General features: G+C 69.1%; 25 protein-coding genes and 2 tRNA genes. 12 read left to right on the forward strand and 15 right to left on the reverse strand.

Annotated elements, in window-relative coordinates; all coding sequences use genetic code 11:
* Positions 1 to 95 precede the first annotated feature (95 nt).
* Positions 96 to 764 carry a YdcF family protein gene (locus tag ACWD3H_RS01200; protein WP_451953606.1) on the reverse strand — a complete coding sequence of 223 codons (669 nt, stop codon included), beginning with the start codon at positions 762 to 764 and terminating at the stop codon, positions 96 to 98.
* Positions 667 to 1,881 carry a helix-turn-helix domain-containing protein gene (locus ACWD3H_RS01205; protein WP_451953607.1) on the reverse strand — a complete coding sequence of 405 codons (1,215 nt, stop codon included), beginning with the start codon at positions 1,879 to 1,881 and terminating at the stop codon, positions 667 to 669. The genes ACWD3H_RS01200 and ACWD3H_RS01205 overlap by 98 nt, the downstream gene beginning before the upstream one ends.
* A 157-nt stretch (positions 1,882 to 2,038) precedes the next feature.
* Between ACWD3H_RS01205 and ACWD3H_RS01210 the strand changes: the two genes are divergently transcribed.
* From ACWD3H_RS01210 to ACWD3H_RS01245, 8 genes are all read left to right on the forward strand, one after another.
* Positions 2,039 to 2,482, forward strand: coding sequence for a recombinase family protein (locus ACWD3H_RS01210; RefSeq protein ID WP_451953608.1), 444 nt, complete (start codon positions 2,039 to 2,041; stop codon positions 2,480 to 2,482).
* Positions 2,472 to 3,095 carry a hypothetical protein gene (locus tag ACWD3H_RS01215; RefSeq protein WP_451953609.1) on the forward strand — a complete coding sequence of 208 codons (624 nt, stop codon included), beginning with the start codon at positions 2,472 to 2,474 and terminating at the stop codon, positions 3,093 to 3,095. Before ACWD3H_RS01210 ends, ACWD3H_RS01215 begins: the two co-directional genes overlap by 11 nt.
* Before the next feature lie 170 nt (positions 3,096 to 3,265).
* Positions 3,266 to 3,436: a hypothetical protein gene (locus ACWD3H_RS01220; RefSeq protein ID WP_451953610.1), complete on the forward strand. Its 171-nt coding sequence runs from the start codon at positions 3,266 to 3,268 to the stop codon at positions 3,434 to 3,436.
* Between the two features lie 68 nt (positions 3,437 to 3,504).
* Positions 3,505 to 3,678, forward strand: coding sequence for an FxLD family lanthipeptide (locus tag ACWD3H_RS01225; RefSeq protein ID WP_355510375.1), 174 nt, complete (start codon positions 3,505 to 3,507; stop codon positions 3,676 to 3,678).
* 62 nt (positions 3,679 to 3,740) lie between these two features.
* A complete protein-coding gene (locus ACWD3H_RS01230; RefSeq protein WP_451953611.1) occupies positions 3,741 to 5,765 on the forward strand; it encodes a lantibiotic dehydratase family protein in 2,025 nt (674 codons plus the stop codon).
* Entirely contained in the window at positions 5,762 to 6,823 is a 1,062-nt protein-coding gene (locus ACWD3H_RS01235; protein ID WP_451953612.1) for a lanthionine synthetase C family protein, read from the forward strand. The genes ACWD3H_RS01230 and ACWD3H_RS01235 overlap by 4 nt, the downstream gene beginning before the upstream one ends.
* A gap of 36 nt (positions 6,824 to 6,859) precedes the next feature.
* Positions 6,860 to 8,908 carry a methyltransferase, FxLD system gene (fxlM, locus tag ACWD3H_RS01240; protein WP_451953613.1) on the forward strand — a complete coding sequence of 683 codons (2,049 nt, stop codon included), beginning with the start codon at positions 6,860 to 6,862 and terminating at the stop codon, positions 8,906 to 8,908.
* Positions 8,909 to 8,923: 15 nt separating this feature from the next.
* Positions 8,924 to 10,042, forward strand: a complete 1,119-nt coding sequence (locus ACWD3H_RS01245; protein ID WP_451953614.1) for a hypothetical protein — start codon at positions 8,924 to 8,926, stop codon at positions 10,040 to 10,042.
* Positions 10,043 to 10,162: 120 nt separating this feature from the next.
* On the opposite strand, the gene ACWD3H_RS01250 is transcribed toward ACWD3H_RS01245, so the two are convergent.
* Together ACWD3H_RS01250 and ACWD3H_RS01255 are read right to left on the reverse strand one after the other, a co-directional pair.
* The gene (locus ACWD3H_RS01250) at positions 10,163 to 11,257 is read right to left on the reverse strand and encodes a hypothetical protein (RefSeq protein WP_451953615.1); all 1,095 of its coding nucleotides are present in this window, start codon (positions 11,255 to 11,257) and stop codon (positions 10,163 to 10,165) included.
* Between the two features lie 698 nt (positions 11,258 to 11,955).
* Positions 11,956 to 12,720, reverse strand: coding sequence for a DUF2637 domain-containing protein (locus ACWD3H_RS01255; RefSeq protein ID WP_451953616.1), 765 nt, complete (start codon positions 12,718 to 12,720; stop codon positions 11,956 to 11,958).
* A 790-nt stretch (positions 12,721 to 13,510) separates the two neighbouring features.
* On the opposite strand from ACWD3H_RS01255, the gene ACWD3H_RS01260 reads away from it, so the two are divergent.
* The 3 genes from ACWD3H_RS01260 to ACWD3H_RS01270 all read left to right on the forward strand — a co-directional run bounded on the left by ACWD3H_RS01260 (position 13,511) and on the right by ACWD3H_RS01270 (position 14,915).
* Entirely contained in the window at positions 13,511 to 13,927 is a 417-nt protein-coding gene (locus ACWD3H_RS01260) for a PASTA domain-containing protein (RefSeq protein WP_451953617.1), read from the forward strand.
* A 252-nt stretch (positions 13,928 to 14,179) separates the two neighbouring features.
* The gene (locus ACWD3H_RS01265; RefSeq protein ID WP_451953618.1) at positions 14,180 to 14,434 is read left to right on the forward strand and encodes a hypothetical protein; all 255 of its coding nucleotides are present in this window, start codon (positions 14,180 to 14,182) and stop codon (positions 14,432 to 14,434) included.
* Positions 14,435 to 14,621: 187 nt separating this feature from the next.
* Positions 14,622 to 14,915: a hypothetical protein gene (locus tag ACWD3H_RS01270; protein WP_451953619.1), complete on the forward strand. Its 294-nt coding sequence runs from the start codon at positions 14,622 to 14,624 to the stop codon at positions 14,913 to 14,915.
* A gap of 378 nt (positions 14,916 to 15,293) precedes the next feature.
* Here the strand turns inward: ACWD3H_RS01270 and ACWD3H_RS01275 are convergent, their stop codons facing one another.
* The 11 genes from ACWD3H_RS01275 to ACWD3H_RS01325 form a co-directional block, all read right to left on the reverse strand.
* A complete protein-coding gene (locus tag ACWD3H_RS01275; protein ID WP_355547407.1) occupies positions 15,294 to 15,491 on the reverse strand; it encodes a hypothetical protein in 198 nt (65 codons plus the stop codon).
* A gap of 38 nt (positions 15,492 to 15,529) precedes the next feature.
* Positions 15,530 to 15,610 (reverse strand) — tRNA-OTHER (locus tag ACWD3H_RS01280).
* 79 nt (positions 15,611 to 15,689) lie between these two features.
* Positions 15,690 to 15,770: transfer RNA gene (locus ACWD3H_RS01285), tRNA-Tyr, on the reverse strand.
* Positions 15,771 to 15,912: 142 nt separating this feature from the next.
* Positions 15,913 to 16,725 carry an enoyl-CoA hydratase-related protein gene (locus ACWD3H_RS01290; protein WP_451953620.1) on the reverse strand — a complete coding sequence of 271 codons (813 nt, stop codon included), beginning with the start codon at positions 16,723 to 16,725 and terminating at the stop codon, positions 15,913 to 15,915.
* Complete coding sequence (locus ACWD3H_RS01295) at positions 16,722 to 17,903, reverse strand: acyl-CoA dehydrogenase family protein (protein WP_451953621.1); 1,182 nt, start codon at positions 17,901 to 17,903, stop codon at positions 16,722 to 16,724. Before ACWD3H_RS01295 ends, ACWD3H_RS01290 begins: the two co-directional genes overlap by 4 nt.
* A 14-nt stretch (positions 17,904 to 17,917) precedes the next feature.
* Positions 17,918 to 19,051: an acyl-CoA dehydrogenase family protein gene (locus tag ACWD3H_RS01300; protein ID WP_451953622.1), complete on the reverse strand. Its 1,134-nt coding sequence runs from the start codon at positions 19,049 to 19,051 to the stop codon at positions 17,918 to 17,920.
* Positions 19,052 to 19,062: 11 nt separating this feature from the next.
* Complete coding sequence (locus tag ACWD3H_RS01305) at positions 19,063 to 20,172, reverse strand: CaiB/BaiF CoA transferase family protein (protein ID WP_451953623.1); 1,110 nt, start codon at positions 20,170 to 20,172, stop codon at positions 19,063 to 19,065.
* Between the two features lie 93 nt (positions 20,173 to 20,265).
* Positions 20,266 to 21,033 (reverse strand): SDR family NAD(P)-dependent oxidoreductase, encoded by a 768-nt coding sequence (locus ACWD3H_RS01310; RefSeq protein ID WP_451953624.1) that lies wholly within the window; start codon positions 21,031 to 21,033, stop codon positions 20,266 to 20,268.
* A 44-nt stretch (positions 21,034 to 21,077) separates the two neighbouring features.
* Positions 21,078 to 21,509 (reverse strand): nuclear transport factor 2 family protein, encoded by a 432-nt coding sequence (locus ACWD3H_RS01315; RefSeq protein ID WP_451953625.1) that lies wholly within the window; start codon positions 21,507 to 21,509, stop codon positions 21,078 to 21,080.
* A 174-nt stretch (positions 21,510 to 21,683) separates the two neighbouring features.
* Complete coding sequence (locus ACWD3H_RS01320; protein ID WP_451953626.1) at positions 21,684 to 22,502, reverse strand: SDR family NAD(P)-dependent oxidoreductase; 819 nt, start codon at positions 22,500 to 22,502, stop codon at positions 21,684 to 21,686.
* Positions 22,502 to 23,296 carry an SDR family NAD(P)-dependent oxidoreductase gene (locus tag ACWD3H_RS01325; RefSeq protein WP_451953627.1) on the reverse strand — a complete coding sequence of 265 codons (795 nt, stop codon included), beginning with the start codon at positions 23,294 to 23,296 and terminating at the stop codon, positions 22,502 to 22,504. Before ACWD3H_RS01325 ends, ACWD3H_RS01320 begins: the two co-directional genes overlap by 1 nt.
* A 621-nt stretch (positions 23,297 to 23,917) precedes the next feature.
* Here ACWD3H_RS01325 and ACWD3H_RS01330 point away from each other — a divergent pair.
* Positions 23,918 to 25,153: a cytochrome P450 gene (locus ACWD3H_RS01330; RefSeq protein ID WP_451953628.1), complete on the forward strand. Its 1,236-nt coding sequence runs from the start codon at positions 23,918 to 23,920 to the stop codon at positions 25,151 to 25,153.
* The last annotated feature ends 41 nt before the right edge of the window (positions 25,154 to 25,194 follow it).

The raw sequence follows: 25,194 nt of genomic DNA on the forward strand, positions 1-25,194 counted from the left end.
CGATCCAGTAGTCGGCGGCGAACAGCTTGGCCAGCGTCACCAGCCGAGGGAAGAGGTTGGGCTGGTGGATGGCGCACACCTCGCCGTACGGCAGGTCAGGGCGTAAGGAGCCTGCTGTCGAATCCGGCGCGAAGAAGAGCCTGGTAGGCGTCATGGACCTCTCCTGGGACGGGCTGCTCGATGGCGTAGCCGAGCTTGGGGTACTCGATCACGCGCTGGAGGTCGCCGACGAGCATGTCGATGACCAGCTTCGGATCACCGATCGAGCTGACGTAGTCGTCCAGCTCAAGCGGCTCGGAAGCGCACACCACCTCGACCTCGGGCCATACCTTTCGTGCCGTGGCGTAGGCCCGGCGCTCCATGTACGGCTTGGAGATCAGGAGCACCGAACCGGGCCGAATACCCGCATCGGCCAACACCTGGCGGGACAGTGCGACGTTCTGGCCGGTGTTGGTGGCGTTCGGCTCCAGCAGAATCGCCTCGTCGGACATGCCGAGGTCGAGCGCGTGCTCGCGGTAGTGGACGGCCTCGCCTCGGGGGAAGCGCGTCGCGGTGGTGGGGCTGGTGGCACCGGAGAAGACGAGCAGTGGAAACCAGCCGGCGCGGTGCAGGTCGACCGCCGCGCGTGCCACCCCCAGATCGTGGCTGCCCAGACCGATGGCCACGTCACACCGGCTCAGGTCGTGGTGCATCTGGTGGTAGTCCCAGATGGTGTGGGCGTGCTGCCACTGCTCGTCGGTGATGACCTGCTGCTTGACGCTCACCCGGTTGCTCCCTGGTCGCCGTGGCAGAGGGAGGCGGATCTCCCCCCTGGATGGTCCGCTGGATGCCCTCGATGCTGCGCAGTTGGTGCGCGAGCCCGTGCTGCGCGGCCTCGCGCGCGGCACGGTCGAGGATCACCACCCCATCATCCACGGTGGCCCGATCCGAAAGCAGGACGTGCCCGTAAGCCGTCTCCAGCCGGACCCGCTGCATGGGCGCATCGGTGACTGCGGTGGCGCGGGCGAGGTCGATCAGGCGTAGCGTCTCCGAGAGGTTCCCTGCGCCACGGTGGGCCAGAGCGATTTTCTGGTGCGCGACGGACCAGTCCTCGGGTTCACCGAGGCTCTCGAACTCGCGGATGGCGGTCGTCATCAGGCGGGCGGCGTAGTCATTCTTGTCGTTCTTGCTCAGGGCGGTCCCCACCCACAGCCGAGCTCGCGCCCTATCGCGTGGTGAGAGCCGGTCGTCCACCGCCAGCGCCTCATATTCCTTGGCGGCCTCGTCCAACCGGCCCCCCATCTCGGCGACCACCGCCAACGAAAGGTCGAGCTGCGCGATACGACGGGGGATGTCGAGCTGTCCGTAGATCGATCGGGCGTTGAGGTAGGAGCGGCGAGCGGACAATGGGCCGGCGACTGCTCCTTGGTCGCGCTGGAGGTCGCCGAACAGCGTCGTCGATCGTGCGAACAGGTAAAGACCCTTGTCGTCCAAGGCGTGCGGGTCGTAGCGGGTGAGCCATCGGTTCAGCAGGTCGGTGGCGTAGCTGAAGCTCTGGCGGCTGAGGGCGACCACAGCCCGGTCAAGGTCGTCCGTCCAGGTCTCGTAGTCCCAGGCCCGTGGTCCCACCCGGGTGACTCGCAGTCCTTGGTCCACGTCCTGGCCGAGTTCCAAGAGCAGCGTCTCGAACCGCAGGTGAGTCGCCGAATTCGCGCGGGCGAGCGCGGTGTCCAGGATGGCTTGGGTATCCGGACGTGGCCGAGTAGTGGTACCGAGATGGTCCCACTTCGCCACGGTGCGGGGAGCCACGCCGAGGTGCTGCGCGAACACCCGCACGCTCATCCGCAAGGCTCGGCGAAGTGCACGCGCTTCGAGGCCGGTCCACTCATGCACGGTCGTCACGTCGCTGCTCCCTTCCACGGCCATGGAAGCACGTAGAGGTACCGAGGGCCTCCGGAAGTGCGACGCAAGTGCGACAGCGGGTCGTATCCAGCGGGGTCGGGGCTGGCCATGCTCAAAGAGCGGGCCGTAAGCCCCGGCCACGGTAAGGACGGCTACCTTGTGGACACTCACCGAACAACACGATGTGGACGGCCCGATCGTCTACGGGTACCTACGGCTGCATCGTTCGACGCCCGAGCGGCACGCCGCCCTGACGGTAGCCCTCGCCCAATACTGCGAGCAGCACGAACTGCAGCTCTGCGGCATCTTCACCGATCGAGGGGCCGCATCGTCGGACGCCCCGGCCTTCGCCGGCCTGCTGGACGTCCTTCTCATGTCCGGCGCCTACGGGGTGGTTCTGCCCACTACGCACCACTTGGGCGAGAAGCCCGTCGCGACCCGGCGGCGGGAACAGCTGAACGCGATTGGGGCGCGGCTGCTGGTCGTGCGGGGAGCCCTCCGTACCACTGGCTCTTCCGCCGGCCGACCGGTCGTGACTCTGGCCCGCGCCGTTCCCCATGGCCAACTCGAACCAACTCGCCAAGGACCCCATGATGATTGACACCTTCGTCGCACCACCGCCCGGCAGCGAATTCAACCCGAACGTGCCAGCGGTAGAGCGCACCTACGCCGCGCTCGCAGGTGCCGACAAGGACGGCTTCGAGGCCGACCGTGCAGCCGCCAGCAAGCTGAAGGGGGCGATTCCTGGGGTAACCGAGGTCGTCCAGGAGAACGCAGCGGCTATCGCGCGGGCTGTCGCCTCCCCGTACACCTTCGTGAAGTGCTCGATGCAGCCCCGGTATGACCCCGGCGCCGTCGAGGTCGCCAAACTGATACAGGCGCGGGCGCCCCGCTGGGTTGTCCTGTGGCGCCCGTACTGGCGGGTCCTGCAGGCGTGGGAGTGTTCCGACCCGCGGCTATGTCGCACCGTCATGGGGCGCAGCGCCACCGAGCTGTGGCAGCGCATGCAGGAAGCTGAACTTGATCTCTGGCGGGCCTCCCCGCGCGCCATGACCGCGGACCGGCCACCCACCACACCCGTCCAGGGTGGCCGTGAGGATCTGCCAGAGGCGGCCCCGAGACGATCACCGGACCCGGCAGCACCCCGCCGGCCCGGAAGACCTCGGGGCCCCAGACCACGCCAGAAGGGAGCGCATCGTGTTCACGTTCAGTGACGCGTTCCTGGCGGTCGCCGCCGGGTGGCCGTGTTACTTCTCCTCGTCTTGACATGGACAGCCGAGCAGGCTCACAACGTGCGGCCGTCCACGTACTCCGGCGCGGGCCCATGCCCCTACCTAGCGCCCATGCTGCCCCGCGCCACCTACGACCCGCCGCCCACTTCTTCGTGCTTCGTCCCGCCGGCAGGCGCGGGCACGAGCAAACCAGCCGAGGCCGGGCCTACCGCGACGTCATCCAGATGTACGCCGCCCTGGTGCGCAAACACCACCTTGACCACACCAGCCGCGGCGAATGGTACGAGGCCGACCCGTACGTGAACCAGGCGGAAGCGGGCTGACTATGCCCCTGCCCGGCTGGCGTGGACACCCCACGTCAGGAACCCAAAACAGGACAAGGAGTAGAGACATGAGCACTCTGACGCCGGAGGAGACCACCACGGTCGACACGGGAGAGACGTTCGACCCGTTCGCCCTCAACATCGAATTCATCGAGAACACCCCGGCGGCCGACACGGTGCTGATGTGCAGCACCGGCGACAACTGCGGGACCTCCTGCCCGAGCGCCTGCACGACCTCGTAGTCCGCGGGGCGCGGGTCCGCACGGGCCCGCGCCCCCCTCTTCCCCAGAACGGAGCGTGAGTGATGACGCGGTCGCGGCGGACCCTGTACCGGTGCACGGGCGCCGGGATGCTGCGCGCGGCGGTGAACCTTTCCGCCCCTGCCCTACCGCAGTGGCCGGGGCCCGCCGCGTCCCTCGAGCAGTGGCGTTCCTGGCTCGGCCCGATCTGGGCCGATGACACGTTCCGGCGCGCGGTCTCCAGTGCCAGCCTGGACCTGGCCCGCCAGGTGGAGGCAGTCCTGGACGGGCGGTTGTTGAACGCTCGCCGGGCGCGTCGCGCCGCGCTCGCGGTCGCCCGGTACGCCATCAGGTATGAGCACCGGTCCACGCCGTTCGGCCTGTTCGCCGGCGTCTGCCTGGTCGACTTCGGCGAGACATCCGCCGTACTGGTCGGGGAGAACCACGAGACCGTCACCCGAGCCGACCCCCGGGCGCTGGACAAGGTGATCAGCGCCCAGGAGGCCGACGGCGCGTCGATGGCGGCCGTCGAGGTGTGCGTCAACAACCTGGTGTACGTGCGCGGCGGCCGCGTCTTCGTGCCGTCCGAGGGCGCGTCGGAGTTCTCCCTCGCGCTGACGCCTGCGCTGACGCTCGTTCTCCAGGCGGCCAAGTCACCCATCCGGTATGCGGCGCTCGCGGGCAAACTCGCCGCAGAGTTCCCGCAGGTGGAAGGACACCGCCAGGCGGCGTTTCTCGCGGAGCTGCTGCGGCTTCGGCTGCTGCTGTCGGCGCTGCGTGCCCCCGCCACGATCGTTGACCCAGCAGCCGTCCTGCCTGCCATCGTCTTGGACGCCCGCGATCGGGACGCGTGCGTGGACCTACGGCTGGACGCCAAGGTTCGACTACCGGAGACAGTCGCGGTCGAGATGGAAACCGTAGCAACCGTGCTGGCCAGGCTCGCGGCCAATCCAACCGGCACCCGGGCGTGGCGGCGCTACACCGAGCAGTTCGCCGCCCGATGGGGCGAAGACGCCGAGGTCGGCCTGGAGCAGCTCGTTGACCCAGACAACGGGTTGGGCCTGCCTGACGGGTTCGGCTCGGTGTCCGAGCCGCCACGACCGATGTCGCGGCGCGACCGGCTGCTGTTGGATCTCGCAGGGACCGCCGCCATCGAACGCCACCGGACGGTGACCCTGTCCGAGCCGCTCATCGAGGAGCTGGAGGCCGCGGGCGGTTCGCCCGCGGCCCTTGCTCCGCACTTCGAGGTGTGCGCACAGGTCCAAGCCCGTTCCCTCCCAGCGCTCGACCGAGGCGACTTCCGCGTCCGCGTTCACACCGTCTCCAGGGCGGCAGGAACGATGACTGGACGATTCCGGCACCTGTTCCCACAGGCCGCCGAGCAAGTAGCTCTTCCCACGGTTAATCCTGTGGCGAAACTGGCGCAGTTATCGTTCCATCCCTCCCGCGTCGAGGCCGACCTGCTCACGCGCACCCCGCAAGTCCTGCCGAAGCTGGTCAGCATCGGAGAGCACCAGGGCAGCGACGCCATGGTGTTCGTCCCCTCTGATCTGGTCGTGGGTCTGCACGGTAGCCACCTCTACCTCGCGGTGGCCGCCACCGGGGAGCGCCTGGAGCTGCTCGCGCCGACTGCGCTCAACTTCATGTGGAACAACTTCACCCCGCCGCTGGCCCGGTTCCTGGCCGAGATCAGCCGTGCCGCAACTCCGCAGGTGACCTGGTTCGACTGGGGTGCGGCGTGGACATTGCCGTTCACGCCGGGGCTGCACTATCGGCGCAGCATCATCGTTGCCGCTCGCTGGCAGCTTCGGGCCCGCGCCCTGCCCGGCCGTGCGGCGTGCCTGGACGAGTGGGCCGCGCAGTTGCACGCCTGGCGCGGCCGAGCGGGTGTGCCGGAGCGTGTGCTCCTGGCCATGGACGACCAGCGCCTGCTGCTGGAGCTCACCAGGGAGATGGACCTGGACGTGCTCCGTACGCACCTGTGCGGCTCCCCTATCGCGGTGCTCTACGAGGCGCCGCCGCCGGACATGGATGGATGGATCGGCGGGCGGGCCCACAGCATCGTCGTCGCGGTAAGGGCGGGCCGATGAGCCCGCCCACGACGCAGGCTCTGGCCGAGGGCGCGCTGGGGATAGCGTTGATGCACATCGAGCGCGGCAACCTTGCCGCAGCGCGGCCCCTGCTGGCCGAGGCGGTCACCGGTGGCGTCAGCACCGGCTCCAACGCTTCTCTGTTCCACGGCGCCCCGGCCCTGGAGTTCGTGCTTGGCCGTGCCGGGCGCGTCGACCAGACCGTTCAGGCGGCCGTCGACCGGGTCGTGACCGCTCGGCTCGCCGCGGCCCGCTGCCGACGAAAGGCGACCCGGCTCCCGACACTGGCAGAGTTCGATCTCATCCGGGGGCTCACCGGGCTGGGGGTGGTGCTGCTTGCCCGAGCAGGCTCGCCGCCGCCGCTGCTGCAGGAGGTGCTGGCCTACCTGGTGACGCTGGCAGTCCCGGCCGAAGCCGATGCCCAGGTCCTGCCCGGGTGGTGGTCGCCGGACAGCCCCACGCATGAGGAGATCACCGGTGGCCACGCGAACAACGGTGTGGCCCACGGCATCGCCGGCCCGTTGGCGCTGCTATCTCTTGCCGCCCGCCGCGGCGTCCTGGTGGAAGGCCAGATAGGCGCCATCAAGACGTTCACGGCCTGGCTGGAGAAGTTCGGCTCCTTCTACTGGATCACCCTGGACCCGCTCGCCACTGAGGCGTTGCAGGCGCCGCCCCTGCGCCCCTCCTGGTGCTACGGGGACCTTGGTATCGCCCGCACGCTGCAACTGGCAGCCTGCGCGCTCGGCGACGACGCCCGTAGGCAGAAGGCCGAGGAACTCGCCATCGCCGCCCTCACTGACCCGGCCCGCCTGAGCCGGGTCACCGATGCGTCCCTCTGCCACGGCTGGGCCGGGCTGCTGACCGTCACGACCGCCCTCGCCGCCGACAGCCGTACCCCCGACCGGTTCGCCGAGCCCATCCGGCAGACCCGCCAGAGGTTGGAAGCGGGGATCCCCGCACTGTCCAAGCCCGGGTTCATGGAAGGCCGAGCCGGGGCGGTCATGGCGCTGAAGGGCTCCAACGTGACCGGCTGGACCCGCGCCCTGTTGATCAACTGACCCGCCACCACAACCGAGCAGGAGCGAACCGAGGACATGGACTGGAACGACGAGAACCTACCGCTGCCCGACGAACCGAAGTGGTGGCACGCCACCATCCGCTTTCCCGGCGATGCCGGAGCGACCCCGAAGGCTGCGACCGCACTCGCGGCCGCGCTGTCCGGCTGGCGTTTCCACTTCCTGCGCAAGGAAGGCAGTCTCCGGCTGCGCACCGAGAAGCCCGCTGCCGACCTGCTCGATCAGCTCGTCGCCGACGAGGTCGCGGCCGGTTGGGTTGGCGGCATCTACGAACCGGAGATCGAAACCTTCGGCGGCGAGCAGGGTATGGCCATTGCCCACGAGGTGTGGTGCGCCGACAGCCCCGCGGCCTTGGCCGAGACCGGCAGCCCGTACGCCCGCGAGCGGTGCATCCTGCTGCTCTCCGCCATGAACCGCACGGCGGGCCTCGACCCGTTCGAGATCAGCGACGTGTGGGCGACATTCGGCAACCTCCGCCCGGCGATCGACCCACCTCAGGCGGCCTACCAGGCGTCTGCGATCACTGCCATGCGGCGCCTCGTGCACGCCGACGCCGCCAAGCGGGACACCACCGAACCCGGCTGGCCTGACCGCGTCGCCGCGTTCGAGGACGCCGGCCGCCGCCTGGCCCGGCTCGCGACCAGTGGGCAACTCCGGCGGGGGCTGCGCGCGATCCTCGCCCACCACGCGATCTTCGCTTTCAACCGCGCGGCCACACCCGTGGCCGAGCAGGCTGCCGCGGCCTGGCTGGGCTGGAACGTCGCCTTCGGAGACGGCGACCCAGCCACCGTGTCCAGCAGTCAATCCGCACCCGTAACCCTTGTTTTCAAGAGGATGGAGAGCACCATCACTACGACCGACCCCGCCGAGCTGCGCAACATCATGGTGGACAAGCTCACCGGCTCCGGCCACCTGCGCACTCCCGCGATCATCGACGCCTTCCGGGACGTCGAGCGCCACCGGTTCATCCCCGACGTCGAGGTCGTCGCCGCCTACGTCGATGACGCCGTGTCGGTGAAGAACGACCGAGACGGCGAGATGATCTCCTGCATCTCCGCGCCGTCTATCGTCGCCACCCAACTGGAGCAACTGGGCGCAGAACCCGGCCACAAGGTCCTGGAGGCCGGGGCGGCTACCGGCTACAACGCCGCTCTCCTCGGGCGGCTCGTCGCCCCCGGCGGCCGCGTGTGGACGGTGGACGTCGACACTGACCTCGTCAACACCGCCGCGAAGCATCTGGCCGCTGCCGGCGCGTCGAACGTGACCGCGCTGCTGGCCGATGGCGCGGCCGGTCTGCCCGAGCATGCCCCGTTCGATCGGATCCAGTTCACCGTGGGCGCCGGTGACATCCCCCTCCCCGTCCTGAATCAACTGGCCCCGGACGGCCGTCTCGTCATCCCGATGCGGATCCGCGGCAGTATCTCCCGCTCCTTCGCCTTCGAGCGCGACGGAGACGGCGAGACCTGGAAGACCGTCTCCTGCGAGATGGCCACGTTCGTCCCGCTGCGTAAGGGCGTGTGTGATGACGTCCGTACCGTGGTCCCCATGGCCGGGGAGGGCAACGTCCGGCTGGAAACCTACGGTGAGCAGCTCGTGGACCGGGAGGCGATGCGAACCGTCCTGGACGAGCCCTCCCACCAGGTCTACACGGGCGTGAAGCTCCGGCAGGGTTCACCCTGGGAGTGGGTCTATCTGTGGCTGGCGTGCGTCTTGCCCAACGGCCTGTCTCGGGTACCTGGCCGGCGGCCCGGGTTCACCCCGCATTTCGGGTGGGGTTCGATGGCGGCGCTCGACGGCGACAGCCTGGCCTATCTGACCGTCCGCGAAGGTGAAGACACCGTGGGCCGGTTCTGGGAGATCGGCGTCATCGGTCACGGCCCGCGCGCCGCCTCCCTCGCCGAGCAGGTCGCCTCCGCGATCCAGGAATGGGACCGCGACTATGGCAACGACGCCCCGGCCCCCGGCTTCCGCATGGCCACGGCCGCCAACCGCGATCTGCTGAAAGCCGCTGACTCACGCTTCGTCATCGACAAGTCCAACAGCCGACTCGTCATCGACTGGCCGTAGAGGGGGAGCAGCGTGATGAACCCTGCGATCGCCGCCCGTATCCCGCTGGTCTGCCGACCCAAACCCCCCGGGCTTCCACTGGACAAGCGCATTGCAGAGCTCACCGCGCTGACCGCCGAAACACCCGGCGCGGACCACTCCAAGCGAGTGGCCCGCGCCTGCGGTGTCCTCAATTTCTCCGCGCTCATCGCCTCCGACAGCGGCATACCCGACCTGGCAGCCGAACTGTGCTGGCGGCAGCACAAGGTCTTCGCCGAAGCCGAGGGCCTGGACCAGGACATCGCCGTGATGTCGCTGATGCCGCTGGTGAACATCGCCCGGCTCCTGATCCGCGAAGGTGAAGGTAGCGCTGCCTTCGCGGTGCTGCAGCAGTTGTACCGGGCCGCCGAGCAGCGTGGCGCCACCGTCATCCGCGATCACGCCGTCGACCTGGCGCCGTTGATCCAGACCGTCGCGGACCACCGCACGATCTGTACGGAGCTGTGGGTCGCCCTGCTGATCGACGGCGCAAGAGCCCTCGCGAGCGTCGGCCGTTGGACCGAGGCGGCCGAATCCATGGCCGCGCACCGCGGCGTCGGTCAGCGTCTTCTCGACGGCCGCCAGCTCACGATCATGTCGCTAATGGAACAGGGCCTCCCGCAGCAGGCCGCCACCATGATCGACTCCAGCGTTCCTGCAGAGCCCTGGGAGAACGCCGTCGCCGCCATCCTGCGCGTCTACTGCCGTCCTCCGACCACGCCGACACCACAGGACGAACTGGATCATGCGGGGCGGGAAACTCTCGCGCTGATCACCGACCCCGACCCGATGACCGCAGCGTTCCGGACTCGGCTCGCCCTGACCGTGCTCGACCTGACCGCCGACCGACCCACGGCACACGACTCCGACCTGCGGTCCACTGTCATCGGCGTGGCCTGCACGGACGCCTACGCTGCCCGAGAAGTCATGGGGCACCACGGGATGCGCTCCCGCATGACCCCGCAGCAGGAACAGGAAGTCGCCGACGTACTCACCGCCTCGGGATTCGGCGCCGGACACCTCCCAGCAGCCCACCTGGATGCCCTCACTGCCGCAGTCCGTCACGGCGAGGACAGCCTGCGCGCCCTGCTTGCCGAGCTACACGGAGCGGCCTGAGCCGACCACCCAAACAGAGAACAAAGGCCAAAAGTTAGATTGAACAGACTTAGCTAATCGCCGCCCAACTCGACGCTACTACGGCAGCCGGAATCTCCATTCCAGTCCTTGCCGGTGTGGTCAATGGATTCCAGACCATTCTCGAATAAACTCGCTCGAGTCACGGAGCAGATCGTCAACCATTGTACATAGCTCGTCGTATTTCAGGCCACCCATAAAGTGCTCGACAAGGCCGAACAGAGGGAGGTCAACTGGAAGCGAAGCAACCCCGGGAATTATCACACCGTAGTGCACCAGGGTGTTTCGCAACGCCCTTCCGCCCGGCGACAACACTTCCTGAACTTCAGGCGAGAAAAACACCGGTCCCGGTAGCGTCATGCCGTGCTCTTCAGTCAAGTACTTCAGGCTTTCGAGAATCTGGAACAGGGTGATGTATCGAAGTTTGAGCACCGGCACTGGCCACGAACCGTCCGGCAGACGTGGTGTCTCACCCGTCAGCAAGTCCGTCGTCGAGCAGGCCGCTTGCACCGAAATTAGCGCTGCCGCCATATTGGCCGGAACCTTCCCGGCAAAAACACCTCCGTAAAATCTGAGGGACTTCACATCCGAACTCTCCACCTCATGTTCATCCACAAGATCGAGCCAGCAAACCGTGCCCTCGGCCGCGGAATCTGGATCAGGTTGAGCGAAGGCCGCCATGCCCCTGGCCATCTCATGCATTCGTTGTCCCATGGTGGCCAGACCGAACACCTCGGGCGGCAGACCGGAGTTGTAGTGCACCGTATGCGTTGTGCCAATCAAGTGCTGCCGATAGCGCACAATCCCCAGATCATCCCGAAGCCAGTCCAGCAACCTACCGAACCTCCCTCGCGCATCGGCGAAGAAGACGTCGTGGTGCTGCTTAGAAATCAGCCCATAATGCTCGGCGACACCGTCGACGTATCTAGCGGTGTCGAGGAAGAGTTTGTTGGCGTGCCTAGACGCCCTAACGGCATCACCTTCGAGGGATGGCACGGCCGGAAGCTGCCCTGGATCGAACCTTTCCAAGTACTTCCTGCCCTCATAGTTGATCAGGGCAAGGTGTTGCAGAGTGCAGAACATGGGCCAGACAGTCGCCTCAGGACGTCGAACGCAGGCTTGCGCGACCTGCCAGAGGTAGTCGCGGTCCAACGCGAGCAAGCGAAGACCCACTTCACGCGGTATGAGATCCGGCATGAGGAAACCATACGCCAATCACTCCACACAGGACCAACGGTTATGCACCTGCTCTGCTAGCCGGATGTCAGCATTCAGAACGAAACTCACTCTGACACACAAGGCCTTGACGGCTCACACAGTCCAGACCTCGGACGTTAGCGCTAGATTAGCGCGGAGCGAGCAATCTTGTTTTAGGTAAAGCCGTGCGAGGGAGCGGTTATTTGCCCGACGGTTGCTCATTGGTACGTGATACGGAGCGGCACCGTGCACCATCAGCGGGCACTTTAACAGCGACGAATCTGGGCAGTCTAATAGAAACGGATATTCTGCGGCATTGGCCGACACTAAGAATGTATACTTTTAATCTGTAGGTTCAGGATTCGAATCCCTGGCGCCCCACCACTCACATACCAGATCGCTTTTATCCAAAGAGGAACTGCCACCTGGCATCACCTCCTCCATTGAGGAGGAGAATCTCTAGCTTGTCGGTGACGTATCCTGCCGTTGCTTCGGACGTACGAATCCTCTAGTCGCAAGCGAAGTTCGGCTGCACGCGCCCATGCTTCGCGGAACTCAAACTGATCTTGGTATCAATCCCGGGCCGCGATAAATGATTTATCGCGGCCCAGAACCTTGATCGCTTCACGATGGGAGACCGCCCGATGATCGAACTGGGCAATTGGATGACGACCCGACCACCCCGTTACCGATGTCCTTTACTGCGCGCCACAGGCCTCGCTCGTGCCGGTTGAACGGGGGCCGCCCAGCAACGGCACGACACTCTCCGAATCGGCCACCTCGACGATGGCGTGGGCCCGCTCCTTCTCCACCTCGGCGATGATCTCCTCGGCCTCACGCTGTTCCAGTCCCCACCGGCTCATCAGCGGGCGTCGGCCGACCCGCTGATTGCCCTCACTGAGGCTCTCGATATAGGTGAGCCGCGCCGCCTCGTACCGGTCGGTGGGCAGCAGCGGCACCGCGCGTTCCACCTCGACGAGAGTCTCAGCGGGCTGGCACACGTGGTCCTTGGCCAGCGTCTCGGTGGACGGTTGCCGGGTGTTCCGGACGATCCACATGAGCAGTTCGTACGCGCCCGCGAAAGCCAGCGGTGCCAGGGCACTGACCAGCCGCGATCCGAGTCCACCGGACCAGCCGTGCGCCACGTTCGCCGCCAGCGTCACCGCCCCGCCCAAAGCAAGCGCCACCCACGCCAGCACCGGAACACGTAGCCGACGACGCGAGCAGTAGACCATCACCAGCGACGCCATGACGATCACACCGTCAGACATCGCCGGATACAGAATGGCCATGTCGTGCCGCTCACCCAGAGCGATCGCCAGACCATAGAAGTGGTGGTACGAGACGTAGGCGGCCGCGCCGGCGACCGCCAGCAGGACAGCCACCGCAAAGCCCAGGATGATCCGGTCCCCGTACCGATCGCGCTGAGTACGCTCGACCCAAGCCCCTTCGACCGGAACCACCTCCCCGGCAATTTCTGGTGTCGAGGGGCGGCGCACGGCCTGGCTTCCGGGTTGATCAGATTGCTGGGATGCAGGAAGGGGTTCGGTGTTGCGATCACCGAGTTCCTGCCCCCTTACCACTGCAGTCCTGGGCGCAGTTGAGATCGTCTGCTGAAGACCCTGAACTGGCGGTTGCTGGGCTTCCCCGGCATGGGCGTGTGCCGCGAAGTAGGCCCTAATCTCGTTGAGGTGGCTGCGGGCACCGCCTCCCTGCACGCCTATTCCGGACATGAGAGGTCCAACCACGGAGCGTCGAAGCTACTCAGGAGATGGGCGAACGGTTCAAGTCCCCCCTCGGACACCAGATGGGTCCCGAAACTGTGCAGGTCACAGGTTCGGGACTTTGTCATTTCAGCCTCGATTCTGCTTGTGATACCGCCGCTGATACTGATCATGGTTTTAGACCCCTGAAACCAGGGTCGCGAACGTGTCTGCGGCATCCCGCTGATTGCCAGGAAGCACGTGGGCGTAGACCCCGAGGGTCACGACCGCGCCCGTGTGGCCGAGCCGCTCAGACACGACCTTGATCGGTACACCCTTGGCGAGCAGAAGCGTGGCATGAGCAGACTGAAGAGTTCGAGGCGGCTCTCGGCAAGGTCGCGCAGTAGCGGCTTCGGCTGGCGCCCCTGCCCTTTCGTGGTGAGGGGTGTCGTCGTACCTGGCACACCAACAGAACGACGTTCACCGGCCAACCCGCGGCCCCTTTCAACCGTCCTCACCTACCCGTCCGCCACAGCACAGGAGCGCTCGCATGAGAATCGCCGGCTCGATCGTCGTCGCTGCAGTCGTTGCCGCTCTCGCCGGGTGCGGGGCAGGTGCGGACACTGCGGCACCTGTCGTGACCGTCACCGCGCCAGCACCTGTGGAGAAGAGCCCTAAGCCGATCGAGCAGGACGACAAGGAGCCCGATCCCATTCCGGCCGAGGAGAAGGAAGCGGCGGCGGAGAAGAAGGTCCTGCCGGACGTTGTCGGGATGAACCTGCAGGAGGGGCAGGACACCATGCAGGCTGCGGGGTTCTACATTCTGAACGACAAGGACGCCACCGGGCAGAACCGCTTCCAGGTGTACGACCGCAACTGGGTGGTGACCAAGCAGACGCCGGCCGCCGGACGGAAGGTGACGGTCGACACGCTGATCACCTTGTATGCGAAGAAGATCGGCGAGTAAGACGAGTAGTGCGCGGCGCCCCTGCCCTTCGGGGGGCATCATCGTGTCCGGACCCCTCACAGGGGGCGATGAGGACTCGACAGCAGGGACCGGGCGGACATGACGGAGTACCTGTCGTTACGACCACCCCTCACAGGGGTGACGAGGACTACGGCCCGGGGCTGAGCCCCTACCCGCCTAACAACCGTTGCGACCCCTTGAAGGGGCAATGAGGACCCGTTGTGGCGTGCCCGGCTCGTTCACATGGCGTCGTTGCGACCCCTCTTAGGGGCGATGAGGACCAGCGGCAAGCGACGGCTTCGCTACCAGCAGCCGGACACCACCACCGACTACAAGTGCACAGGCCCATTCGACCTCAGCAGCAGCCTGGGACTGTGGGTCCACAGCTTCAACGGCCTGGACCCTAAGGGCACGATCACCGTCAAGCACACCCTGCACGGAGGCACCTATCCCGCGGGCGGCGGAGCTCAAGACCGCGTCACGGTGAATTACCAGTACCAGCCCTGAACCCAACAACGCCCCGCCTGCCCTCCGCGAGGAGGACGAGCGGGGCGCTCACGTGTTCAGGCCAGGCGAAATAACCTCGGCAAACGCACCATCCGGCCGAAATATGGAGAACCGGTATCTCCTCAAGCCCGGTAGCCGGTGCTCATCTGAAGGTGTTCTCCCTCCCGAATGTGAGGAGTCACCCACAATGAAGATCCGCCGATTACATTCCGCTGTACTCGCCGTGGCGCTGGGCGCCAGTGTCCTGGCCAGTACCGCGCCCGCCTTCGCCGCCACCCAGACCAGCGCGGCCGTGGCCGCCGGGGGCTGGCCGACACCGGACTGGTACCTGCAGGGCCCCTACCAGACCCTGGCCGCCTGCGACCTCGCCTACGAGGACGCTGCGCAGAACGGTCAATACACCGGGCTCGTCTACTGTCACTGGTTCCGCGGGGGTGGCCCTTATCTGGCGGGCTTCTACTACGAGGTATACATCCCCTGAGCTTCAACAGGTGTGATGGGCGAGCCCCAGCCACCAGTGCGGCGAGGCACGCCGCACACTCAGGCCTTGGCGGCCTTCTGCAGGCGCATCCACGCCGCGTGCCGGTTCAACGTCTCCGGGGCGACCAGGCGTGCTTCTCATACCTCTGCCAACCGCTGCCGTTGTTCGTCCGTGATCTCAGCCTCGCCGGCCACGATCGCCGTTGACGGCGGGAGCGCGTCCGTCACCTCCTGTACTGCGGCGTCCGCCTCCCCGTAGGCGCGCTGCGCTTTCGATCGGGTCGTCAGGGATCTCATAGTCAGCCATCGGCGCTCTCCCCCGGGGTGTTGCGACGACCGCTAGAAGGAAAGGAGACCAGGCGGGGCGCTTCTCGTTCGGTCAGGTGCGGGCCGCTTTCAGCAGGGCCGTCTTGGCGGCGTGCCGGTCACGCACCGTCGCCCACCACGAATGCCGGTTCATCTTCATCGTCTCCAGCGCGGTCAGCCGAGCCTCGCGTACCTCGGCCAACTGGGCGGCCTGCTCCTCCGTCATGGCCCGCTCCAAGACCTCCTGCGAGGACGGCAGTGCGTCCGTCACCTCCTGGACGCGCGCCTCGGCCTCGTCGTATTGGCAGTTGGTACTCTCGGCCGGATTCGAACCGGCGCCCGCCGCCCGCCGAAGCGGGCGTGTGTCCTCGGCCGCTAGACAACGAGAGCACCGCAGCCCCAGGGTCCCGCCGTCCGGCGGGAACTCCCCAGGGCCACTTCCAGACGTCACCGCAGTGCGCTGGCTACGTGCAGGAGGACGGAGTCGAACCGCCACAGCCGAAGCTTCCGGGTTACAACCGAGTGAGCTCACCACGTGCTCAGCCCCTGCATGTTGAGGTGAGACTACCGAGCACCCTCGACAGCTTCACCTCATTTTCGCCGCCTACCGCTGCGACATCGGCAGATCCGGGCGCGGCTCATGCTCCGCCCGATACCCCGCCACCGCCGCGATCGCCGTCGGGATCAAGGGCTCAGCGGGGGCGCCGGGTCCGGGACAGCAGGGCCTCGGTCGCGCGTCTGGCCTCGGGGGAGGTGAACAGCCGCGCGGACAGGTCGACCATCTCCTGGCCGAACTCGTCCATCCGGGCGCGCATCGGGGCGGTGAGCAGCGCCTTGGCCTCGCGCAGGCCCTGTGGGCTGCCCAGCAGCAGGTCCTCCAGGTACGCGTCGACCGCGACGTCCAGCTCGGCCTCGGGCACGGCGCGGGTCAGCAGCCCGGCCCGCTCGGCCTCGGCTCCGCCGAAGACCCGGCCGGTCAGCAGGTAGTCGGCGGCGGCCCGGTCGCCGAGCCGGGGCAGCACGGTGAGACTGACCGCGGCGGCGGCCAGCCCAAGGCGGACCTCGGTGAGGGCGTAGCTGCTCTCCAGCGACCCGACGGCGACGTCGGCGGCGGCGACCAGGCCCAGGCCGCCGGCCCGGACCGTGCCGTGTACCCGCGCCACCACCGGCTTGGGCATGGTCACGACGAGACGCTGCACCTCGACGACACCCTCGACGATCGGGGTCATCGCGCCGGAGCGCACCGCCGCGAGGTCGGCGCCGGAGCAGAACGAGGGGCCGTTGGCGCGCAGCACGACGACCCGGACGGCGTCGTCGGCCGCGGCCCGCCGCAGCAGTGCGGTCAGCTGGTCCAGCAGCGGGCGGGACAGCGCGTTGCGGTTGGCGACCGAGTCCAGGGTCAGCACCGCGACACCGCGCTCGCGGTCCGCGTCGTACCCGACCAACGCTGGTCCGGCGCCGGTCCCGCCCGTCCCGGCGACGCCGGGGGTCCCGGGGGCGCTCATCGGGGCGCCCTGGGCAGGCCCAGGCCCACGGTGGCGATCAGCTCGCGCTGGATCTCGCTGACGCCGCCGCCGACCGGCAGCTTCAGCTCGGTCTTGAACGCGTGGTCGGTGTCGCGCAGCACGGCGGCGGTCAGCTCGTCGGCGGGGTCGCCGTACCGCTGCACCAGCTGTGCGATCCGGGCGCCGGCCTCGACCAGCCGCTCAGAGTTGTACAGCTTGTTCACCGAGGCGTCGGCGGCGCCCAGCGTGCCGGTGCCGGTGTCGGCGACGATCCGCCAGTTGAGCAGCTCGTTCGCGGTGACGATCGCGTCGAGCTCGGCGAGCGCCCGGCGTACCTCGGGCAGGTCGGCCATCCGGCGTCTCCCGCCCGGCCCGCCCAGCGGCGTCTCGGCGGCCCAGTGCCGGAGCCGGTCCAGGTGTGCCTGGATCTTGCCGGCCGGGCCGACGATGAACCGCTCGGAGTTGAGCTGGCTGACCACCACCGACCAGCCCTTGTTCTCCCGGCCGATCAGCCGGTCCGCGGATACCCGGACGTCGTCGAAGTAGACGGCGTTGACCTGGTGCGAGCGGTTCAGCGTGCGGATGGGCGTCCAGCTGACGCCGGGCAGGGCGGTGTCGAGCAGCAGGATCGAGATGCCCCGGGTGCGCGGCTCCTCGGGGTCGGTGCGGCAGGCCAGCCACAGGTAGTCGGCGGTGTGCGCGCCGGAGATGAACATCTTCTGGCCGTTGACGACGTAGGAGTCGCCGTCACGCCGGGCGGAGGTGGTCAGCGAGGCCAGATCGGTGCCGGAGCCGGGCTCGCTGTAGCCGATGGAGACCTGCAGGTCGCCGGCGAGGATGCGCGGCAGGAACTCCCGCTGCTGCTCCGGGGTGCCGAACTCCTGGAGTGCGGGGCCGACCGAGTAGACGGTGACCAGCGGGTAGGGGACCTCGTACCGGAAGGCGGTGCTGACCACGATCTGGTCGGCCATCGGGCCGAGGCCCCGGCCGCCGTGCTCCTCCGGCCAGCCCAGGCCGAGCCAGCCGTCGCGGCCCAGCCGCCGGGACACCGCCCGGTACGCGGGGCCGAACTCGTCCTCGTGCAGCTGGGCGCGCTCCTGCTCGGTCACCACGCCGGCGAAGTAGGCGTCCGCCTCCCGCTGGAGCTCGCGCTCCTCGGGGGTCAGGTCGATGTACACGCTGGTGTCCTCTCTCAGCTGACCCGGGCGGAGCCGGCCGCCGCGTCCAGGCAGGCCTCGGTGCCGCCCAGGAACTGGCCGAGGGCGAGCCCGCCGGTGACGTACCGGTGCAGCGGGTGGTCGATGTCGAGGCCGGTGCCGCCGTGCAGGTGCTGGCAGGTGAGCAGCGCCGGGACGGCGTCGTGGCAGACCAGGTAGCAGGCGGACGACAGGCTGCGCCGGGCCTCGGCGGTGCGGCCGGCCGCCAGCTGCCAGGCGGCGGCCAGGTAGGTGTTCTCCAGGATGCGCTGCGCCGTGAAGACGTCGCCCATCTGCATGGTGACCGCCTGGAACTGGGCCAGCGCGCGGCCGAACTGCTTCCTGGCCTTCACGTGCTCGGCGGTCAGCTCCATGGCGCGCTCCAGCAGGCCGGAGGCGGTGGCGGCCACACCCAGCAGCGCGGACAGCTCCAGGTGTCCGGCGGCCTCGGCGGCCAGGGCCGGCCCGCCCAGCAGCGCGTGTCCGGGCACCGCCACCGCGTCCAGGGCGATCCGGGCGGTGGGCACGTGGTCGGTGACCGGGTGCGCCGCGACGGCCAGCCCCGGGGCGGCGGCGTCCACCACGAAGACCCCGACGGTGCCGTCCTCCGGTCCGCTGGTGATCCGCGCCGGGACCAGGATCGCCTCGGCCTGCGCGCCGAACGGGACGTAGGTCCGCACCCCGGTCAGCCGGTGGCCGCCGTCGTACGGCTCGGCCGTCACGTCCGTGTCCAGGGCCCGGCCGCCGCCGGGCCCGCGGACCGCGCCGGTCACCAGGGCGCCGCCCTTGGCCACGCTCCCCAGCAGGTCCCGGTGCCCGGTGCCGCCGTACCTGGCCAGGGTGTGCAGGCCGTAGGCCAGCACGGGCAGCGCCGGAACCATGCCGCCGTACCGGGCCGCCTGCCGCAGCACGGCGGCCAGCACCACGGCGTCGGCGTCGGTGCCGCCCAGGTCCTCGGGGAGGAACGCCTCCAGGACGCCGGCCCCGGCCAGGCTGTGCCACGCCTCCTCGGAGTACCCGGCGGCCTCGAACTCGGCCGAGGCGATCCGCTCGTCCGGCAGCCCGCGGGCGAGCAGACCGCCCGTCAGCCCGCTGAGGGTCTCCGCCGTCTCGTCCAGTCGGAAGTCCACGTCGATTCCTCCTAGGCCTCGTCGCCGACCCGCACCGGGAAGCGGACGTAGCCGATGTCGCCGGCGGAGGTGAACAGGCCGCGCTCCCTGGCGTGCGGGGAGTCCGCCAGCTCCAGCGGCGACAGCACCCGCATCACCGGGACGTCGGCGGCCTCCAGCGTCTCGATCAGGGACTTGGCGTCCCGGCCGCGCACCGCCGCGGCGATCCTGGCGTTGATCTCGCGGGTGTCGCGGCGCCGGCCCCCCAGGGTGGCGGTGTCCAGGCCGGACAGGTCCAGGTCGAGGGCGGCGACGGTGCGCTGCCAGAAGTGCTCCTCCAGGGCGGCGATGCTCAGGTACTCGCCGTCGGCGGTCTCGAAGACGCCGTAGGCCGGGCGGGTGAAGACCGCCTCCCTGGCCTCCCGCAGCGAAGCGCGGCCGTCGGCCTGGAGCTGGCCGATCACCATGTTCATGCCGTGCATCAGGCAGTCGGTGATGGAGACGTCCAGGTGGCGGCCCCGGCCGGTGTCCTTGCGGGCGAGCAGTGCGGTGAGGGTGGAGCTGAGCGCGTACACCGCCCCCAGCAGGTCGCCGACGGGGGCGCCGACGCCGAGGGCGGGCGGGCCGTCGAGCTCGCCCATCAGGCCGAGCAGCCCGGAGGCGGCCAGGTAGTTGAGGTCATGGCCGGGTATCCGGCTCAGCGGCCCCTCCTGCCCGAAGCCGCTGATGGAGACGTAGACCAGGCCGGGGTGCCGCTCGGCGAGCGTGCCGTACCCGAGGCCGAGCCGGTCCATGACGCCCGGGCGGAAGCCCTCCACCAGCACGTCGGCCCCGGCCACCAGTTCCTCGGCGCGGGCCAGGCCGTCCGGGGTCTTCAGATCCAGGACGTGGATCCGCTTGCCGTCGTTGAGCACCCGGTAGGTGCCCGGGTGGGTGGAGAAGGCGCCGTCCCTGGCCGGGCGCTCCACCTTGTCGATCTCGGCGCCCAGGTCGCGCAGGCACCGAGTCAGGAACGGGCCGGGGGCCAGTTCGGAGAAGTCGACGACCTTCAGCCCCGCCAGGGGCGGCCCCTGCCCCGGCGGTTCCGGCACGGACGGTTCCGGCACCGGCAGCCCGGTGCCCGTCGTCTCGTCACGCTCCACTTTCCACCCTCCAGCCGGCCGCGATCGACATATCATCGCGACCTTTCGTAAATATATCCGATATTTCGTTATAAAGGCCAGTGGGGTGGCCGATCACACCTGGGTGGTCGGCCGGATCACGATCCCGTTCAGCGCCACCTCGCGGGAGCGGGTCACCACGTACCCGACGGCGTCGGCGACGTCGTCCGCGGACAGCCGGACGATGTCACCCATCCCCTTCCTGCGCTCGGCCAGCACCTCCGGGCGGACGTGGTCGGCCAGTTCGGTGACGGTGGCACCGGGCTCGACCAGCGCCACCCGGACCCGCTGCCCGGCCAGTTCCTGGCGCAGCGACTCGGAGAAGGCGGCCAGCCCGGCCTTGGTCAAGGCGTACACGCCGTTGCCGGCCCGCGCTCCCGCGCCCCGGCCGGCCACCGAGCCGACGTTGACCACGTCGGCCACCCGGCGCGGCGCGGACTCCGCCGCGGCCAGCAGGTGCGGCAGGGCCGCCCGGGTCGTCGCCAGCACGGCGCGGAGGTTGAGGTCGAGCATGCGCTCCCACTCCTCCTCCGGCGCGTCCGCCGCCGGGCCGAGCAGCATCACCCCGGCGTTGTTGACCAGGACGTCCAGCCGTCCGTACGCGGCGACCGCGTCCTCCACCGCACCGGCGGCCCGGGCCGGATCGGCCAGGTCCGCCGGTAGGGCGACCGCGCCGCCGCCCAGACCGGTGATCTCATCGCACAGGTCGCGGAGCCGGTCCTCCCGGCGCGCGACCAGCGCCACCGCGGCCCCGGAGGCGGCGAGCCGGAGGGCGGTGGCCCGCCCGATCCCACTGCTGGCCCCGGTGACCAGGGCGACGGCGCCCTTCAGTTCGTCCGTCACGGTGTTTCCTCCGCCGTTTCCCGGCTTCCCGGATCCGGCACGTCTCAGTCCAGGGACTCGCCGATGGCGGGCACGCTGCGGTAGGCGACCCACCGGGTGATCCGGGCCTCGGCGTCGAAGGTGCCCGCTCCGGCGAAGGAGGACCGGATCGGCCCGCCCTCGGACTCCCGGACGATGCCCTCGATCAGGCAGCGGTCGTCGGCGACGAAGAGCGTCTGGATCTCGTGGAACCACTTCCTGGTGCCGCGCCTGCCCTTGAGCAGCGCCCGCACCGCCTCCCGCCCGATGACCTCGGCCCGCTTCTGGCTGTCCGGGTCGAAGGGCGGGTGGGAGTAGAAGGCGTCGTCGGCGAACAGGTCGGCCACCGCGTCGAACTCGGAGTTCTCCAATCCCCGCACGTAGCCGAGCACCGTCTGCCGGATGGCGTCGCGGGAGGGGTGGGCCGTGGTGCCCGCGGTTCCAGTGGTCTCCGTCATGGTTCTCCTTCCGGGCCGGGCGCGGGCGACCGCGCACCCGCCGGTTCGGGCTGCGAGCCCGGCGTCGTTTCGGGGCTTCGCATGGTCATACGACAAGTCGGAATACATCCGGCGTACCAGGTCGGCGATTGCCGCCTGGAAGCCAGTATTCGGCTGACCGTAAACAGGTAACGGTCAGCGGTTGGCGGGATGGGTGCTCGGCAGCGGGGACACCACGCCGATCCCGCCGTCGACCGGGATCTGCGCGCCGTTGACGTACCCGGCCAGATCCGACAGCAGGAAGAGCACCACCGAGGCGATGTCGTCGGGGAAGCCGCAGCGGCGCTGCGGGACGACCGCCTCCACGGCGCGCACCGCCTCCGCCGGCGGGCTCGGCGTCCCGCCCGAGCCCAGGATCCGGCCGACGACGACGGCGTTGGTCCGGACTCCGTAGGGCCCGAACTCCTGCGCGCAGGCCGTCGCCAGGTGGTGCACGGCCGCCTTCGCCGTGCCGTACAGCCCCAGCCGGGGCGTGTTGGCGGCCCCGGCCAGCGAGCCGATGAACACCACGCTGCCGTGCCCGAGGGCGGCCAGCCGCGGGATCGCGACCTGGGTGAGCAGCACCGGGTGGCGCAGTACCAGGTCGAACTGGCGGCGCATCGACTCCTCGGTGCCGTCGGCCAGCAGCTCGGCGAAGGAGACCCCGACCACGTCGACGATGCCGTGGAGGCCCTCGCCGAACAGCTCCCCGGCCCGATCGAACACGGCCGTCAGCTGCTCCCGGTCGGTCACGTCGGCGGTCATCGCCTCGCCACCGCAGCGCGCCGCGGTCCTCCCCGCGCGCTCGCCGTCCAGGTCCGCGCACAGCACCCGGCCCCCGGCCTGCGCGATCGCGTCGCAGACCGCGCCGCCGATGCCGTCGCCGACGCCCAGCACCACGTACCCGCGTCCGTCGAGCCGGAGCCGGCCCGGATAGTCGGGCCTCGCCTCCGGGGCGTACGGCCCCGGGGTCATCAGAACTCCTCGCAGTACGGCCGGATGTCCATCTCCTGAGTCCACGCGGTCCGGGGCTGTACGGCGACCTGCCAGAACGTCTCGGCGATCTGCTCGATGTCCACCATGCCGTCCGCCGGGCGGCTGTCCTTGGCGTGCGGGAACGCCGAGTTGAGCCGGTCGCCGTCGATCGGGCCGTGCACGATCACGTTCGCGACGTGCACGTTACGCGGGCCGAACTCACGGGCCAGCGCCTGGGCCACCGCGCGCTGCCCGAACTTCGCCGAGGCGTACGCAGCGAGCTTGGGCCGGGCGATCAGGCCGGAGACGGAGCCGGTGAACATGATCACCCCGCCGCCGGAGGCCGTCATCCGCCGGGCCGCCTCCCGGCCGGTGATGAAGGAGCCCAGGCAGTTGGTGCGCCAGACCGACTCGAAGAACTCGGTGTCCATCTCCAGGATGCCGGGCTTCCACTGCGAGCCGCCGGCGTTGTAGGTGGCGATCGCCAGGGTGCCCAGCTCGTCGACGACCACCAGCGACTCGCGCAGGCCCTCCTCGGAGCCGGCGTCGCCGACGACGGCGGTGGCCCGGCCGCCCGCGGCCTCGATGTCCTCGGCGACCGCGGTGACCTTCTCCTTGGTGCGGCCGGTGACGACCACGTGCAGGCCGGCGGCGGCGAAGCGGCGGGCCACGGCCGCGCCGGTCCCCTGCCGCGCCCCCACTCCGACCACCCAGGCCACCGAGCCCTCGGGCGGCGGGCCGCCGTGGACCGGCCACCCGCTGAACCGCTGTGCCTCTTCTGTCGGTGGCGCCATCCTCATGCCCTTCTCTGGTCGCTGCCGCTGCCGATGCGTACCGGATGCGCCGTCCCGTGGAAGGCCCACGGGCGGGCGCTGCCCGGGCCCGGCGGCGGCCACGGCGGGAACCGGCCCGGCGGGGTCAGCCGGTCCACACCCACGCGTATCCTCAAGCGTCACGACTCGCCCTCATCGGCCAATCGTGTAACTTCGTGGAAATCTACGATATTTCGCATACATGCCGCAAGGGTCACCTGTAGTCGAACCCTCTCTTGTCCAACTTCACGCCACGCGCCGATGCCTCCGATCACACCAATGGCGACGCCTATCCGTGAAGTCCTGCGAGATACCGTAACTTCGACGTCGCAGCCTTGCCGAAGCTCCCACCGCCCGGCCCGCCGGCCCGGAGCACCCCGCCCGATGGACGGCCCCGCAGCCCACCCGACTCATTACGGACACCCCCAAAGCATTGGCCAACACCACGAAATACCGTATAGTGCAACAGAAGTTCGCAATAGGGTCATCCGGCTGGCCGTCCTGCCAGCCGGTCCCGCACGCATGACCGCCGTCACCGGCGATGAATCGCCGTGCCCGCCTCGTAGAGCCTGCACGGAGCACACAGAGGAGGCCAGAACTCGCATGGCAACCGATCTCGCGGCGTCGCCGCAGAGCCGGAGCATCGCCGAGGAGGCGATGCTCTACCTCACGTCGCACCACCCCGACCGCGGAGAGATCACCACCGACCCCTACCGGTTCTTCGACCGGCTGCGTGAGCACGCGCCGGTCTACCGGACCGCGCAGGGCCCGATCCTGGTGACGTCCTACGACGCCACCCAGCAACTGGTGAAGGACCGGCGCTGGAGCCGGGAGGAGATGGACGGCAAGGAGGGCGTCACCCCGACGCAGCAGATCTTCCTGGAGAGCCTGGCCTTCCGCGACCCACCCGACCACACCCGGCTGCGCGCCGTCGTCTCCCGGCTGTTCACCCCCCGGGCGGTCGAGCAGAACCGGCAGGACGTCAGCGAGATCGTCCAGGACCTGCTCGACGGGCTGCGCGACCGGGCCGAGTTCGACTTCATCCAGGACTTCTCCTACAAGGTGCCGCTGCGGCTGATCTGCCGGCTCGTCGGCGTCCCCCCGACCATGGAGGACGACTTCCTGGCCTGGGGTGAGGCACTGCACGGCTCGCTGGAGCCGCTGGCGCAGCCCGCCGACGTCGCCGCGCGCCGCGAGGCCACCGCCGCGGAGTGCTTCGCGTACTTCGAGGAGCTGATCAAGGAACGGCGGGCCAACCCCGGCGGGACCGACATCATCTCCCAGCTCATCGGGGCCGCCGCCGGGGAGATCACCGACCTGGAGATCATCGCCAACTGCATGCTGCTGCACTCGGCCGGGTTCAGCACCACCAAGAACCTGATCGCCAACGGCATGCACCTGCTGCTCACCCACCCCGAGGCCTACGACGACCTGCGGGCGAACCCGGACGTGATCCCGTCCGCGATCGAGGAGATGCTGCGCTACGAGGGCCCGGCCCGTAACAGCCTGTGCCGGATCGCCCCCGAGGAGATGGAACTCGACGGCGTGCGGATCCACAAGGGCGAGCACGTGTACGCGATCCTGTCGGCGGCCAACCGCGACCCCGCGGTGTTCGAGGACCCGCATCGGTTCGACATCCGCCGCGGCAACTCACGGCACGCGACCTTCGGCGGCGGCATCCACATGTGCCTGGGCGCGAGCCTGGCCCGGCTGGAGGCCCAGGTGGCCTTCGCCCATCTGGCCGCGGCACCGCGACTGGCGCTGAACACCGACCGGGTCGAGTGGCTCGGCTCGTTCCTCACCCGTGGCATGGCCGGTCTCCCGGTGCGCTGGGCCTGACCGCCCGCGACCACCCGGCCGGGAACGGCCGGGCACCGGAC

It is taken from the genome of Streptosporangium sp. NPDC002607 (genome assembly GCF_053592655.1).